The sequence below is a fragment of the Burkholderia pyrrocinia genome, assembly GCF_001028665.1.
GTDB classification, from domain to species: Bacteria; Pseudomonadota; Gammaproteobacteria; order Burkholderiales; family Burkholderiaceae; genus Burkholderia; species Burkholderia pyrrocinia.
Window position 1 is genome coordinate 2,104,556 of record NZ_CP011503.1, and the last position, 14,725, is coordinate 2,119,280.

16 protein-coding genes are annotated in these 14,725 nt (G+C 67.5%); 10 read left to right on the top strand and 6 right to left on the bottom strand.

Annotated elements, in window-relative coordinates:
• Window position 1: 1 nt before the first annotated feature.
• On the top strand, window positions 2–463 hold the full coding sequence (locus ABD05_RS09645; RefSeq protein ID WP_047901148.1) for a pilus assembly protein: 462 nt from the start codon (window positions 2–4) through the stop codon (window positions 461–463).
• Window positions 460–906, top strand: coding sequence for a type IV pilin protein (locus ABD05_RS09650; protein ID WP_047899922.1), 447 nt, complete (start codon window positions 460–462; stop codon window positions 904–906). Before ABD05_RS09645 ends, ABD05_RS09650 begins: the two co-directional genes overlap by 4 nt.
• Window positions 907–960: 54 nt before the next feature.
• Here the strand turns inward: ABD05_RS09650 and ABD05_RS09655 are convergent, their stop codons facing one another.
• From ABD05_RS09655 to ABD05_RS09665, 3 genes are all read right to left on the bottom strand, one after another.
• Entirely contained in the window at window positions 961–1,404 is a 444-nt protein-coding gene (locus ABD05_RS09655) for a DUF3318 domain-containing protein (protein WP_047899923.1), read from the bottom strand.
• 43 nt (window positions 1,405–1,447) lie between these two features.
• A complete protein-coding gene (locus ABD05_RS09660) occupies window positions 1,448–1,837 on the bottom strand; it encodes a phage holin family protein (protein ID WP_047899924.1) in 390 nt (129 codons plus the stop codon).
• A gap of 123 nt (window positions 1,838–1,960) precedes the next feature.
• Window positions 1,961–2,263, bottom strand: coding sequence for an ElaB/YgaM/YqjD family protein (locus ABD05_RS09665; protein ID WP_026044969.1), 303 nt, complete (start codon window positions 2,261–2,263; stop codon window positions 1,961–1,963).
• A gap of 318 nt (window positions 2,264–2,581) precedes the next feature.
• Here ABD05_RS09665 and ABD05_RS09670 point away from each other — a divergent pair, with 318 nt between their 5' ends.
• Entirely contained in the window at window positions 2,582–3,220 is a 639-nt protein-coding gene (locus tag ABD05_RS09670) for a peroxiredoxin (RefSeq protein ID WP_011351087.1), read from the top strand.
• 147 nt (window positions 3,221–3,367) lie between these two features.
• Here ABD05_RS09670 and ABD05_RS09675 read toward each other — a convergent pair whose 3' ends face one another.
• Window positions 3,368–4,555, bottom strand: a complete 1,188-nt coding sequence (locus ABD05_RS09675; protein ID WP_047899925.1) for an acyl-CoA dehydrogenase — start codon at window positions 4,553–4,555, stop codon at window positions 3,368–3,370.
• Between the two features lie 211 nt (window positions 4,556–4,766).
• On the opposite strand from ABD05_RS09675, the gene ABD05_RS09680 reads away from it, so the two are divergent.
• A complete protein-coding gene (locus tag ABD05_RS09680) occupies window positions 4,767–5,558 on the top strand; it encodes an IclR family transcriptional regulator (protein WP_047899926.1) in 792 nt (263 codons plus the stop codon).
• A 148-nt stretch (window positions 5,559–5,706) separates the two neighbouring features.
• Window positions 5,707–6,117 (top strand): GFA family protein, encoded by a 411-nt coding sequence (locus ABD05_RS09685; RefSeq protein ID WP_047899927.1) that lies wholly within the window; start codon window positions 5,707–5,709, stop codon window positions 6,115–6,117.
• A 142-nt stretch (window positions 6,118–6,259) separates the two neighbouring features.
• Here ABD05_RS09685 and ABD05_RS09690 read toward each other — a convergent pair whose 3' ends face one another.
• Window positions 6,260–7,063 (bottom strand): EAL domain-containing protein, encoded by an 804-nt coding sequence (locus ABD05_RS09690; RefSeq protein WP_047899928.1) that lies wholly within the window; start codon window positions 7,061–7,063, stop codon window positions 6,260–6,262.
• Between the two features lie 352 nt (window positions 7,064–7,415).
• Between ABD05_RS09690 and ABD05_RS09695 the strand changes: the two genes are divergently transcribed.
• Genes ABD05_RS09695 through fahA form a run of 5 tightly spaced genes read left to right on the top strand, consistent with a single transcriptional unit; the run spans window position 7,416 to window position 13,357 of the window.
• Window positions 7,416–9,077 carry an FAD-dependent oxidoreductase gene (locus ABD05_RS09695; protein WP_047899929.1) on the top strand — a complete coding sequence of 554 codons (1,662 nt, stop codon included), beginning with the start codon at window positions 7,416–7,418 and terminating at the stop codon, window positions 9,075–9,077.
• Window positions 9,078–9,117: 40 nt separating this feature from the next.
• The gene (locus ABD05_RS09700) at window positions 9,118–9,348 is read left to right on the top strand and encodes a DUF2783 domain-containing protein (protein ID WP_021157152.1); all 231 of its coding nucleotides are present in this window, start codon (window positions 9,118–9,120) and stop codon (window positions 9,346–9,348) included.
• Entirely contained in the window at window positions 9,345–10,706 is a 1,362-nt protein-coding gene (locus ABD05_RS09705) for an MFS transporter (RefSeq protein WP_047899930.1), read from the top strand. The genes ABD05_RS09700 and ABD05_RS09705 overlap by 4 nt, the downstream gene beginning before the upstream one ends.
• A 15-nt stretch (window positions 10,707–10,721) precedes the next feature.
• Entirely contained in the window at window positions 10,722–12,056 is a 1,335-nt protein-coding gene (gene hmgA, locus ABD05_RS09710) for a homogentisate 1,2-dioxygenase (RefSeq protein ID WP_047899931.1), read from the top strand.
• Window positions 12,053–13,357, top strand: coding sequence for a fumarylacetoacetase (gene fahA, locus ABD05_RS09715; protein ID WP_047899932.1), 1,305 nt, complete (start codon window positions 12,053–12,055; stop codon window positions 13,355–13,357). The genes hmgA and fahA overlap by 4 nt, the downstream gene beginning before the upstream one ends.
• 137 nt (window positions 13,358–13,494) lie before the next feature.
• Here the strand turns inward: fahA and ABD05_RS09720 are convergent, their stop codons facing one another.
• Complete coding sequence (locus ABD05_RS09720; RefSeq protein ID WP_047899933.1) at window positions 13,495–14,655, bottom strand: MFS transporter; 1,161 nt, start codon at window positions 14,653–14,655, stop codon at window positions 13,495–13,497.
• Window positions 14,656–14,725: the final 70 nt, after the last annotated feature.

Consider the following 14,725-nt stretch of genomic DNA (forward strand, 5'->3'; position numbering starts at 1 on the left):
GATCGCGGTCGGCGCCGCCGTTGCAGCCCTGACAGGCACGTGGTTCGAATCCGCGCTGACGGAGTCGCGCCGTACGCGTGCGTTGTCGGATCGGCTGATCGCATTCCACGCGGCCGATGCCGCGCTCGCTGCGTGCACCGCGCGATTGCTCCGTGGCTCGGCGCCCTACGTGAACGAAGGCGAATCGCGCGCGGAGCCCGACGCGTGGCGGCGCATGCCGGCGATGGCAGCAGCCGAAGCATTCGCGCCGTTCGCGGGATGGCCGTTGGTCGCGCAGCCGCCGAGATGCCTGATCGAGGCGTGGCGCGGGGCGGGGCCGGCCGGCGGCCGCGCTTACCTCGTCACCGCACGTGGTGTCGGTGCGCATGCGTCGAGTTCCGTCTGGCTGCAACAGCAGATCGCGATCCGCGATGGACGCGTCGTCGCGCTGCGCTGGCGTCGTGTCGCGGCGGTGCTTCGATGAACGGGCGCGCGTCCGTGTATCGATCGGCGGGATTCACGCTGCTCGAGCTGATGATCGTGCTCGCGATCGTCGCGGCGCTGGCCGGATGGGGCATCCCGTCGTATCGCGAGCATGTCGTGCGCGTTCATCGCGCGTCGGCGGTGTCCGCGCTGTACCGGGCGGCCCAATATCTCGAAACGCTGGACGGTGCGCCGCCGCCGGCGCTGCCGGACGCGCTCGCGCAGGCGCCGCCGGACGGGCAGGCGGTCTATCGATTGACGCTCAGGCGGCCGGACGGCGGCGACTCGCCGGTGAGCTACGAACTGGAAGCAAGCCCGCTCGACACGGGTCCGATGCACGACGATGCCTGCGGCGTCTTCACGCTGCGTTCGGACGGGACGAAGGGCAATGCGCGGCGGGATGGCGCCGACGAACAGGGTGCTGCTTGCTGGGGCGTGCGTTGACCGCGCACGAAAGGCGCGCAACGGCGCATGGCCGTGCGCGCGGGATGTCGATTGTCAGTCGTCGTGCGCGTCGAGTCCGCGCTCGTCTCGCGACTGCTTCCAGATCCGGTAGACCTCCCATGCGGCAAAGCCTAGCGTGCCCCACTTCAGCGCGGGGCCCGCGCTCGCGCGCAGCAGCGAGCGAACGGGTTTCGCCAGCACGAGCGACGCAAGCGAACTCAGCATCGGATACTGGTTGACGAGGTGGCCGAGGCTCGCATTCAGGTTTTTTGCGGACTGGCTGAACTTGTTGCTGGAAAGGCCGGGGACGAACACCTTGAGCCAGCTGAAGCGGGTGACGGCCTGGCGCATTTCGCCGGCGGCTTCCGCGAGTTCGAGCCGCTCGACTTCGGATCGCAGGATCAGCAATTCCTTGCGGAGTGCGCGATGCTGCGACGCGCTCCAGTTCGATCGCGACGAATGGGGGCGGTGTGCATTGCCCGTGACGTTCTGGCTCATGGCGCGTCGGCGAAGTAGGTGGGACGGGTGAACACGGCTGCGTTCACGGCTTGCCGCGGAACAGTTCGCGGTCTTTCTCGAGTTCGGCGAGCGTCGCTTCGAACACGGTCGGCGCATCGCGGAAGCCCGAGCGCGCCTTCAGCGCGCATACGATGCCGCCTGCGGCATACAGTGCGGTGATCGCTGCGAGCGATTGCCAGCGATAGGTATCCCAGAACGCGATCGTGACGAGCACGGTCAGGCTGATGAGCGCCATCGTCGCGAGCATCATTGCGGCGAGCCCGAGGAACAGCACGCCCATCAGGCGCTCCTTCTCCTCGGCAAGCTCGATGCCCACCAGTTCGAGGCGCGTTTGCAGAAGCCCGATCGCGGAGCCGACGAGGCGGCGCAGCGGTCCTTGGCCGGACGGCTGCGAGGTGGTGTCTGTCGTCATGGGTGAGGTGCTTGCGCGTGCAGTGAGCAGCTAGGACAAAGCCGGCCGGCGGCAACCGCCGGCCGGCTTCGACGCCCGTGGGCCGCGCGACGCGGCCCACGGGACGGAACGGCGCAGCGCGCGTTACTTGCGGTTGATCAGCAGGCCGATCAGCACGCCGACGCCGGCTGCAACGCCGATCGACGTCCACGGATGCTCGTGCACGTAGTCGTCGGTCGCGCGAGCGGCCTTCTTGCCTTTCTCGACGACCACGACCTGGACGTCGGCTGCCTTGTCCTTGGCCTGCTTCAGGCGCGACATGGCTTTCTCGCGCAGCTCGGCCGCACGGTCGCCCGTGCTGCTGGCGGCTTGCTTGAGCAGGTCTTCGGCGTCTGCGAGAACGGTTTTGATATCCGACATCAGTTTCTCCTTGTTGATTTCCGACATTGCAACTCCCTTCGTGCTGTCATGCTGCAAGTTCACATCGTAGCGAAACGCCTGCCTGCTGGCGAGCCGGGAAGACGCACGGCGACAGTGCAAGACTGCATGGTAAACGACTTGTAATCATGAACAGAGCGGAAAATGAGGTGAAGAGTTTCCCTCAGGGGCGCCCGTCCTGCCCCGACACCACGCAAAAATGATAAAAAAGTATGAATATCAAACGGAATAATCGTTCGCACGCCCCATTGCTTCCCGTAAGCTGATGGACTTTCCCGCGCTGTTCAGCGCGCGGTTTCAACCAGCACCGTTCGAGGAGGGAACATCATGAGTCTGCGTCTTGGCGACATCGCACCGGATTTCGAGCAGGAATCGAGCCTGGGCCCCATCAAGTTTCACGAGTGGCTCGGCGACGGCTGGGGCGTCCTGTTCTCTCACCCGGCCGACTACACGCCGGTGTGCACGACCGAGCTCGGGCTGACCTCGAAGCTGAAGGGCGAATTCGAGAAACGCAACGTGAAGGTGATCGCGCTGTCGGTCGACGGCGTCGAATCGCACAAGGGCTGGATCAACGACATCAACGAAACGCAATCGACGGTCGTCGGCTTCCCGATCATCGCCGATGCGGACCGCAAGGTTTCGCAGCTGTACGACATGATCCACCCGAACGCGAACGAAACGCTGACGGTGCGCTCGCTGTTCGTGATCGACCCGAACAAGAAGGTGCGGCTCACCATCACCTATCCGGCCAGCACGGGGCGCAACTTCGACGAAGTGCTGCGCGTGATCGACTCGCTGCAGCTGACCGACAACTACAAGGTCGCGACACCCGGTAACTGGAAAGATGGCGACGACGTCGTGATCGTGCCGTCGCTGCAGGATCCGGAAGAGCTGAAGAAGCGTTTCCCGAAGGGCTTCAACGCGGTGCGTCCGTATCTGCGCCTGACGCCGCAGCCGAACAAGTAAGCATCGGCGGCGCGTGAACGCGGTACCGGGCCGGCGGCCCGGATCGCGGATCCGATGAAAAAACGGCCCGCCCGGCAGTCTTGCCGGGCGGGCCGTATCTTTATGCGCGTACGCGGCAGCGCTGCCGGGCGCGTCGCATCCGGACGCTCAGAAGAATGCCTGGATGCCCGTCTGTGCGCGGCCGAGGATCAGCGCGTGGATGTCGTGCGTGCCTTCGTACGTGTTGACCACTTCGAGGTTCACGAGGTGGCGCGCGACGCCGAATTCGTCGGAGATGCCGTTGCCGCCGAGCATGTCGCGCGCGAGCCGTGCGATGTCGAGCGACTTGCCGCACGAATTGCGCTTCATGATCGACGTGATCTCGACGGCCGCCGTGCCTTCATCCTTCATCCGGCCGAGGCGCAGCACGCCTTGCAGGCCGAGCGTGATTTCGGTCTGCATGTCGGCGAGCTTCTTCTGGATCAACTGGTTCGCAGCGAGCGGCCGGCCGAACTGCTGGCGGTCGAGCACATACTGGCGCGCGGTGTGCCAGCACGATTCGGCGGCGCCGAGCGCGCCCCACGCGATCCCGTAGCGCGCCGAGTTCAGGCACGTGAACGGGCCGCGCAGGCCGCTCACGTTCGGCATCAGGTTCTCTTCGGGCACGAACACCTCGTCGAGGACGATCTCGCCGGTGATCGATGCGCGCAGCCCGACCTTGCCGTGGATCGTGGGCGCCGACAGTCCCTTCCAGCCCTTCTCGAGGATGAAGCCGCGGATCGCGTCCTTGCCGTTTTCTTCGAGCTTCGCCCACACGACGAACACGTCGGCGATCGGCGAATTCGTGATCCACATCTTCGCGCCGGACAGCGAGTAACCGCCAGGGACCTTCTTCGCGCGCGTGACCATGCTGCCCGGATCGGAGCCGTGGTTCGGTTCGGTCAGCCCGAAGCAGCCGATCCATTCGCCGGTCGCGAGCTTCGGCAGGTATTTCTGCTTCTGCGCGTCCGAGCCGAATTCGTGAATCGGCACCATCACGAGCGACGACTGCACGGACATCATCGACCGGTAGCCCGAATCGACGCGCTCGACTTCGCGCGCGATCAGGCCGTAGCTCACGTAATTGAGGCCGGGGCCGCCGTATTCCTCCGGAATCGTCGGGCCGAGCAGGCCGACTTCGCCCATCTCGCGGAAGATGGCGGCGTCGGTGCGCTCGTGGCGGAACGCTTCGGTGACGCGCGGCGCGAGCTTGTCCTGCGCGTAAGCCTGCGCGGCATCGCGCACCATCCGCTCTTCCTCGGTCAGTTGCTGGTCGAGCAGCAGCGGATCGTCCCAATGAAAAGTTGCAGCACTCATCGTCTCATCTCCTGTCGGCCCCCGTTAGCGCTTCAGCGCTTACGGGGGCCCCATGCTTCGCGGTCGGCCCCCGTTAGCGCTTCAGCGCTTACGCGGGTCCCATGCTTTGCGGTCGGTCCCTGATTTCACCGGGCCCATGCTTGAAATTTGCTTGACTCAAGTTCCGCTGTGCGGAACAATGTTTTGCAAATAGAGCCCAGTGTAGCACCAGATGACACTTTCAACCATCGACGAAACCACGATCGACGAACGCAAGTTCGTGGTCGCGCTCGCGCGCGGGCTCGACCTGCTGCGCGCATTCCGGCCCGGCGAGACGATGCTCGGCAATCGCGACTTCGCAGAGCGCACGGGGCTGCCGAAGGCGACCGTGAACCGGCTCGCCTATACGCTGACCGTGCTCGGCTACCTGCGCTACGACGAGACGCTCGGAAAGTATGCGCTCGACGCCGGTGTGCTGTCGCTCGGCTACGCGCTGCTGTCGGGCTCGGGGACGATCGATCTCGCGCGGCCGCACATGCAGGCGCTCGCGCGCGAGATCGGCGCGGCCGTGTCGCTCGGTTGCCGCGACGGGCTCGACATGATCTATCTGGAGACGATCCGCAGCGAAACCGCGCTGACGCTCGGGCTCGCGCCCGGTTCACGGCTGTCGATGCTGACGAGCTCGATGGGGCGCGCGTACCTGGCCGTGCAGCCGGAGGACGTGCGTCGCGCGCTCTATGCGGAACTGCATCGCGCGGCCGGCGGCGCGGCCGACGCCGATGCGCTCGTCGCCGCCGCGCAGCACGCGGTGGCCGAGTTCTCGGCGGGCGGTTGCTGCTATTCGTTCCGTGCGTGGCATATGGACGTGAACGCGGCGGCCGTGCCGTTTCGCGAGCCGCGCGAGGGGCGCTGGCTGATCCTGAGCTGCAGCGGCCCCGCATCGTCGATGGACGAGGAGGTGTTCCGTACACAAGTCGGGCCGAAGCTGAAGGCGCTCGCGCAGCGGCTCGGGCAGACGGCCTGAGCGACGCGGTGCGCGGCAATGGCTATCGCTGCGACCGTGTGACGTCGGTGTCCGCGCGAATGCAAGAGTCAGTACCGCCGCCGTCTGTTGCAACCGGAGCGAACCGCGCTCATCATCTTTCGCCAGCTTCCCGAAGACGAGGTTTGCGATGTCTCACCCGGAATCAATGGAAGGCGGATGCGCGTGCGGCGCGATCCGCTACCGTATCGCCCACGTTCCGACCGACGCCGGCTTTTGCCACTGCCGGCTGTGCCAGCGCACGACCGGCGCGGCGGTCGTCGCATCGGCATCGGTGCCGATCGGCGCGTTCGAATACCTGCAGGGCGAGCCGACCGTCTACGCGTCGAGCGCGTGGGGCGAGCGGCGCTTCTGCGGCCGTTGCGGCGCGCAGCTCGAATACCGGCTGATCGACGCGCCGAAAACGGTCGAGATCAATTACGCGACGCTCGACGAGCCGTCGCGGCTGCGTCCGGCGTGGCATGTCTGGTATGGGGATCGTTTCCCGGGCATCGAGATCGACGACGATCTGCCCAAGTACGACGATGGCGGAAGTGCTTAAGCGATAACCAGCGGCACTGACGGGCAGGCGTTGCGCAGCGGGCCGCGCCAGGCGATCCGATCCCCCTGTCCCGCAAGCAGCACCACGCCCGCGACGGGCATCCGGTGCGCCGCTCCCCGCGCACGCCGGCTACTTCATCCTTTCAGACCGTCACGACCTTCGCAAACACGGGCCCCTGCATGAACCGCACGTCGTGCTGGCGCAGCAGCTCGCACTGCGTCTCGTCGACGACGCCGTCGAAGATCAGCGGAATCCGCACGCGCTGCGCATACGCGACGAGCGCCTTGACCATCCCGTCGCGCAACGCGACACCCGCATCCATCTTGATGTAGTCGGGCCGCGCCATGTCCGATTCGACCGCGAGGATGCGGCCCGGATCGGGCAGCTTGTCCGCGACCTTGAAGCCGTGATGCTGGTAGCTGCGCGTCAGGTAGCCGAGGAAGGTCTTGTGCGCGACCGCGACCGCCGGCAGCTCGATCACGATCCGCTCGGTCGGCAGCCCGAAGCGCTGCAGCACCGACGAGAAATGCTTGCCGTGGTCGTACTTCACGCTCTTGAGCAGCCGTTCGTGCACGCGCAGGAACAGCAGCCCGTGGCGCTGCGCGCCGAAGAAGTTGATCGCGTGCAGCGCGCGCGACAGGCGATCGATCGCGACGAGCGTCTGATCGTCGACGGCCGAGTCGACCGGATCGTGCGCGGCACCCGTGACGAGAGTGACCGCCTGGAAACCGAGTTCGTCGCCGTAGCGCTCGATCGTATCGGCGAACGACGTCGATTGCGGCGCACCGGGCATCGTCACGTCGTAGATCGGTTCGTAGGCGCTGCCGAGCGTGCGCTCGGGCAGATTCGCGCTCGCGGTGCCGCCTTCGGCGAGCACGAGGTGATCCCGCAGATACGGCAGTTGCCCGGCACGGGTGACCAGCTCGGGAATGGTGGGCGGAATCATCGGCGTAAGAAGGAAAAACGGCGGCCGAACGGGCCGCCTCGTATCTGGATATTAGCAGCGCGCGCCACGCTCGGCTTGGCGTTTCGTTCATATGGTTATCCCGTTTTCGAGCCGGCGCCTAGGGTTTACGTTGATTTCACTATTCGTAATTGGTTTTACTATTCGTAAATCCAGGATTTGTCGCCGATCAAGAAATGCGGCATTCGGGCGCCGCTCGATGGCGCCGTTCGCGAATCAACAGGAAGCAAGGAGCGAGACGTGGCGGGTGACAGGAAAGGCGGGCGGGAGCGCCGGCAGGCGACGGGCGGGACGACGGGCGCGCCGGCGCGCGCGCGGCAGGGTTGAGGAGCGGATGGCGACCATGAGCATCGATTACCAGACGCTGAAGTTCGAATACCGCGCACGCGGGCATGACGCGGCCGTTCACCCGGTAATCGTCGTCGGCGCGGGCCCGGTGGGCCTGTCGGCCGCGATCGACCTCGCGCAGCAGGGCGTGCCCGTGGTGCTGCTCGACGACGACGACACGCTGTCGACCGGCTCGCGCGCGATTTGCTTCGCGAAACGCACGCTCGAGATCTTCGACCGGCTCGGCTGCGGCGAGCGCTTCGTCGACAAGGGCGTGAGCTGGCACGTCGGCAAGGTGTTCCTGCAGGACGAGCAACTGTACGCATTCGACCTGCTGCCCGAGGAAGGGCATGCGCGCCCCGCGTTCATCAACCTGCAGCAGTACTACGTCGAAGGTTATCTGGCCGACCGCGCGTTCGAGCTGCCGAACATCGACATCCGCTGGAAGCACAAGGTGACCGGCATCGAGCAGTCGGCCGAGCATGCGGTGCTGACGATCGAGACGCCGGAAGGTGTCGCGACGCTGCGCGCGCAATACGTGATCGCGGCCGACGGCTCGCGCAGCCCGATGCGCGCGATGATGGGCCTCGAAAGCCACGGCCGCACGTTCAAGGACCGTTTCCTGATCGCCGACGTGAAGATGAAGGCGGAGTTTCCGACCGAGCGCTGGTTCTGGTTCGATCCGCCGTTCCACCCGAACCAGTCGGTGCTGCTGCACCGCCAGCCCGACAACGTGTGGCGCATCGACTTCCAGCTCGGCTGGGACGCCGACCCCGTCGCCGAGAAGCAGCCGGAGCGCGTGATCCCGCGCGTGCGCGCGCTGCTCGGGCCGGACGTCGAGTTCGAACTCGAATGGGTGAGTGTCTATACGTTCCGCTGCCAGCGGATGGACACGTTCCGTCACGGCCGCGTGCTGTTCGCGGGCGACTCCGCGCACGGCGTGTCGCCGTTCGGCGCGCGCGGCGCGAACAGCGGCGTGCAGGACGCGGACAACCTCGCATGGAAGCTGAAGCTCGTGCTCGACGGCCGCTCGGCCGACCGCCTGCTCGATACGTACGCGAGCGAGCGCGAGTTCGCGGCCGACGAGAACATCCGCAATTCGACGCGCTCGACCGATTTCATCACGCCGAAGAGCCCGGTGTCGCGCGTGTTCCGCGACGCGACGCTGAAGCTCGCACGCGATTGCGAATTCGCGCGCAAGCTCGTGAACAGCGGCCGCCTGTCGGTGCCGGCCGTGCTGGCCGATTCGCCGCTGAACACGCCGGACCGCGAAGGCGACGCATTCGCGGGCGCGATGCGGCCGGGCGCGGCGGCAGCCGATGCGCCGGTGCGTGTGCAGGATGCGTCGGGCTGGCTGCTGCAGCATCTGAGCGGCGGCTTCACCGGCGTGCTGTTCGGGTTGCCGGGCGATGCGGCCGCGCTCGCGCAGGCCGTCGACGGCCTCGCGCCGCCGGTGCGGCCGGTGCTCGTCGTGCCGGCCGGGCACGCGCAGCCGGTGGCCGGCGTCGACGTCGTGGAGGACGTCGACGGTTTCGCCGCGCAACGCTATGACGCGAAGCCCGGCACGTTCTACCTGCTGCGTCCCGATCAGCACGTCTGCGCACGCACGCGCATGCCCGACCGTCAGGCGATTGCCGACGCACTGGCGCGCGCGACCTGCGCCCGCTGAATACCGCATTGGACACGATAACGACACCGGAGACTCCGTCATGCCCTCCCTCGACACCCGTCCGCGCCTGGCCGATCCGGACGCGTTCTACGAAGCGCTGATCGACATGCATCGCGACCTGTCCGACGCCGACAGCCAGCTCGTCAACGCGAAGCTGATCCTGCTGCTCGCGAACCAGATCGGCGACGCCGACGTGCTGCGCGAAGCGATGGCGCTCGCGCGCCAGGGCGTGACGCCGCCCGTGCATCCGGCCGCCGAGGTGGCGCAATGAGCGCGGCGCCGGCCGACGCGCGCGTGCTCGAAGTCGAGCGCGTGATCGAAGAGACCCATCGCCCGGGCTTTCACTGGATGCTGCTCGTGTTGTGCGGGCTGTGCCTCGTGATCGACGGTTTCGATGCGCAGGCGATGGGCTACGTTGCACCGAGCGTGATTGCCGAATGGGGTGTGCCGAAGCAGGCGCTCGGCCCGGTGTTCAGCGCGAGCCTGTTCGGGATGCTGCTCGGTGCGCTCGGGCTGTCGGTGCTGGCCGACCGGATCGGGCGGCGCCCGGTGCTGATCGGCTCGACGCTGTTCTTCGCGGTGACGATGCTCGCGACGCCGTTCGCAAGCTCGATTCCCGTGCTGATGGCGCTGCGCTTCGTCACGGGCCTCGGCCTCGGCTGCATCATGCCGAACGCAATGGCGCTGGTCGGCGAGTTCAGCCCGGCCGCGCATCGCGTGAAGCGGATGATGATCGTGTCGTGCGGCTTCACGCTTGGCGCGGCGCTCGGCGGCTTCATCAGCGCCGCGCTGATTCCGGCGCTCGGCTGGCGTGCGGTGTTCTTCGTCGGCGGCGCGGTGCCGCTCGTGCTCGCGATCGCGATGGTCGCGCGGCTGCCCGAGTCGCTGCAGTTCCTGGTGCTGAAAGGGCGCGTCGCGCAGGCGTGCGACTGGCTCGCGCGCTTCGCGCCGCAGGCCGGCATCGACGCGAACACGCGGCTCGTCGTGCGCGAGCGCGCCGCGAGCGGCGCGCCGGTCGCCGAGCTGTTCCGCCACGGCCGCCTGCCGGTCACGCTGCTGCTGTGGGCGATCAGCTTCATGAACCTGATCGATCTGTACTTCCTGTCGAACTGGCTGCCGACCGTGATGCGCGATGCGGGTTATTCGCCGGGCACCGCGGTGATCGTCGGCACGGTGCTGCAGACGGGCGGCGTGATCGGCACGCTGTCGCTCGGCTGGTTCATCGAACGCCATGGTTTCGTGCGCGTGCTGTTCGCCTGCTTCGCGTGCGCGGCCGTGTCGGTGGGGCTGATCGGCTCGGTTGCGCATGCGCTGCCGTGGCTGCTGGTCGTCGTGTTCGCGGGCGGCTTCTGCGTGGTCGGCGGCCAGCCGGCCGTGAACGCGCTCGCGGGCCAGTATTACCCGACGTCGCTGCGCTCGACGGGCATCGGCTGGAGCCTCGGCATCGGCCGGATCGGCTCGGTGCTCGGGCCGCTCGTCGGCGGACAACTGATTGCGCTCAACTGGTCGAACGGTGCGCTGTTCCACGCGGCCGCGGTGCCCGTGCTGTGCTCGGCGCTGTTCGTCCTTGGCCTGGCGGGCGTAACGCGGCGCAACGGCGCGCAGGCGCCCAATGCCGCGATGAATTGATGGAGAAAGGAAACGATGACGCTTGACCTGTCGAAACCGGCGACCGCCGGCTACCTGAGCGGTTTCGCGAACGAATTCGCGACCGAGGCACTGCCGGGCGCGCTGCCGCACGGCCGCAACTCGCCGCAGCGCGCGCCGTACGGGCTGTATGCGGAGCAGTTGTCGGGCACCGCGTTTACCGCGCCGCGCGGCCACAATCGCCGCTCGTGGCTGTACCGCATCCGCCCGGCCGCCGTGCACCGGCCGTTCGAACCGTACGCGGGCCCGCAGCGGCTCGTGTCGGAATTCGGCGACTCGGCCGACGTGCCGCCGACGCCGCCGAACCAGTTGCGCTGGGACCCGCTGCCGATGCCGGTCGAGCCGACCGATTTCGTCGATGGGCTGGTGACGATGGCCGGCAACGGCTCGGCGGCCGCGATGAACGGCTGCGCGATCCACCTGTACGCGGCGAACCGCTCGATGCAGGACCGCTTCTTCTACAGCGCGGACGGCGAACTGCTGATCGTGCCGCAGCAGGGGCGGCTCTTCATCGCGACCGAGTTCGGCCGGCTCGACGTCGAGCCGTTCGAGATCGCGGTGATCCCGCGCGGCGTGCGTTTTTCCGTCGCGCTGCCGGACGGCGACGCGCGCGGCTACATCTGCGAAAACTTCGGCGCGCAGCTGCGCCTGCCGGATCTCGGCCCGATCGGCTCGAACGGTCTCGCGAACCCGCGCGACTTCCTGACGCCGCAGGCCGCCTACGAGGATCGCGAAGGCGCGTTCGAGCTGATCGCGAAGCTGAACGGGCGCCTGTGGCGCGCGGACATCGGCCATTCGCCGCTCGACGTCGTCGCGTGGCACGGCAACTACGCACCGTACAAATACGACCTGCGCCTGTTCAACACGATCGGCTCGATCAGCTTCGACCATCCTGATCCGTCGATCTTCCTGGTGCTGCAGTCGCAGAGCGATACGCCGGGCGTCGACACGATCGACTTCGTGATCTTCCCGCCGCGCTGGCTCGCGGCCGAGGATACGTTCCGCCCGCCATGGTTCCACCGCAACGTCGCGAGCGAGTTCATGGGGCTCGTGCACGGCGCGTACGACGCGAAGGCCGAAGGCTTCGTGCCGGGCGGCGCGAGCCTGCACAACTGCATGTCGGGCCACGGGCCCGACGCGGACACGTTCGAGAAGGCGTCCGCGAGCGACACGACGAAGCCGCACAAGGTCGACGCGACGATGGCGTTCATGTTCGAGACCCGCACGCTGATCCGGCCGACGCGCTACGCGCTCGACACCGCGCAGCTGCAGGCGGACTACTTCGAATGTTGGCAAGGCATCAAGAAACACTTCAATCCGGAGCAACGATGAGCGATACCCAAGACTGGCGCGCGACGCTCGACCCGGCCCGCAAGAGCTGGGTCGACACGGCGAACGATCCCGCCTGCGATTTCCCGATCCAGAACCTGCCGTTCGGGATCTTCAGCGACGCGAAGCAGGCGGCGCGCCGTGCGGGCGTCGCGCTCGGCGACCAGATCGTCGATCTCGCGGCGCTCGCGCGCGCGGGCCTCGTGACGCTGCCGGCCGGCGCCGATGCGTTCGCCGCACCGACGCTCAACGCGTTCATCGCGCTTGGTCGCGATGCATGGCGCAGCGTGCGCGTGCAACTGTCGGACCTGTTCTCGCGCGACAACACACGGCTGCGCGACGATGCGGCGCTGCGCGCGCAGGTGCTCGTCGCGCAGCGCGACGCGACGCTGCATCTGCCGGTCGAGATTCCCGGCTACACCGATTTCTATTCGTCGAAGGAGCACGCGACCAACGTCGGTTCGATGTTCCGCGATCCGAAGAATGCGCTGCTGCCGAACTGGTCGGAGATGCCGATCGGCTACAACGGTCGCGCGTCGTCGGTGGTCGTGAGCGGCACGCCGGTGCGGCGCCCGAACGGGCAACTGAAGCTGCCCGACCAGGAGCGTCCGGTATTTGGCGCGTGCCGCAAGCTCGACATCGAACTGGAGACGGGTTTCATCGTCGGCAAGGGCAACGCGCTCGGCGAGCCGATCGCGTGCGAGGACGCAGAGGCGCATATCTTCGGGATGGTGCTGCTGAACGACTGGAGCGCGCGCGACATCCAGCAGTGGGAATACGTGCCGCTCGGCCCGTTCAACGCGAAGACGTTCGCGACGACGATCTCGCCGTGGATCGTCACGCTCGACGCGCTCGAACCGTTCCGCACCGCGCAACCCGAGCAGGCGCCGCAGCCGCTCGCGTATCTGCAACATGCGGGCAAGCATGCGTTCGACATCGCGCTCGAAGTGACGCTGCGCGCGGAAGGGGCAACGCACGCGACGTCGATCTGCCGCACGAACTTCAAGCACATGTACTGGTCGATGGCGCAGCAGCTCGCGCATCACACGGTCGCGGGCTGCAACACGCGGGTCGGCGACCTGATGGGTTCGGGCACGATCAGCGGGCCGACGAAGGATTCGTTCGGCAGCCTGCTCGAACTGACGTGGAACGGCAAGGAGCCGGTTGCGCTGGACGGCGGCGGCAGCCGTGCGTTCATCGAGGATGGTGACGAGCTGACGCTCGCCGGATGGTGCCAGGGCGACGGCTATCGCGTCGGCTTCGGCACCTGCGCGGGCAGGATCCTGCCGGCGCGGAACGCGTAACTTACGACAGCGGCCCGACAGCCCGATACGTCACGCGCAATCTGGAAGGACAGGGCGGCCCGCATTGCGCGGGCCGCTTTCGTTTTACCGGCGCGCGGTAGCGCGGATGCGTCGATGCATACCGATGCGCGCCGGCATCAGACCGCGCGTTGCAACGCGGTGCGGCGTTCCCACAGTGCGGCCGCGACGAACGCCGCGACGCAGACGACCAGCACGCCGACCAGCGCGTTGCTGCCCAGTTGCTCCATCAATGCGCCCGCGACGAGCGGGCCGCCGAAGCTCGCGGCGCTCCACGACGCCGATACGAGCGAGCTCGCGGTGACGAGCGCGGCGCCGCGGAAGCGTTCGCCGCACGCGACGAGCGACAGCGTGTAGATGCTGCCGGCCGCCGCGCCGAGCACGAACAGCAGCGGCCAGCACAGCCACGGGTTCGCGATCACGAACGGCAGCAGCGGCAGGCCGGCCAGCACGATCCAGCCCGCACCGAGGTGCACGCGTTCGCGGCCGAGCTTGTCCGCGAGCCAGCCGATCGGGAATTGCATCGCGGTGTCGCCGAACAGCATGATCGACGCGAGCAGCACGGCGGTCGCGCTCGCGACGCCGTGATCCATCGCGTAGAGCGGCAGCAGCGACAGCGCGAGCGTATCGAACAGCGCGAAGAACCCGGTGCCGATGATCAGCGCGGGCATGCGCGGCAGCACCGCGAGCCAGTGATCGTGTTCTGCGTGATGCGCGTCGTCGCCGGCGAGCGGCGCGCGCCGGATCGTCGCGAGCGTCGGCAGCGCGAGCAGGAACAGTGCGCCGCACAGCGCGAAGCGGATGCCCGTCGCACCGGCGATCTGGCTGACGAGCACGGGGCCCGCCATCTGGAACAGCGTGAAATTGGTCGCGTAGATCGCGACGACGCGGCCGCGCGTCGAATCGTCGGCGAGCTGGTTGACCCACGCCTCGCCGATCGTGAACAACAGCATCAGCGCGGCGCCGCACAGCACGCGCAGCACACCCCACAGGATCAGGTTCGACGTGAACTGCATCAGCGCGGTGGCTGCCGCGAGCAGCACGACCGACACGACGATCGCGCGGCGCGAGCCGATGTGCCGCGCGAGCGCGGTGACGAACGGGACGATCGCGAGGCCGCCGAGCGCCTGCGCAGCGGTCAGCATGCCGACGACGTTGGTGCCGTGTCCGGCTTCGGTCAGTGCGAGCGCGGTGAGCGGCAGCGTGGCGCCGGTCCCGAGGCCGACGACCGCGACGCTCAGGATGAGCGCGAGGAAATCACGATTGAGAATGGCTTTCATCGGGCGGGATGCTACACCGCGGACCTTGAAAGGTCCATGAAGGCCATCAGGTTCGAATGGGGTTGCGCGC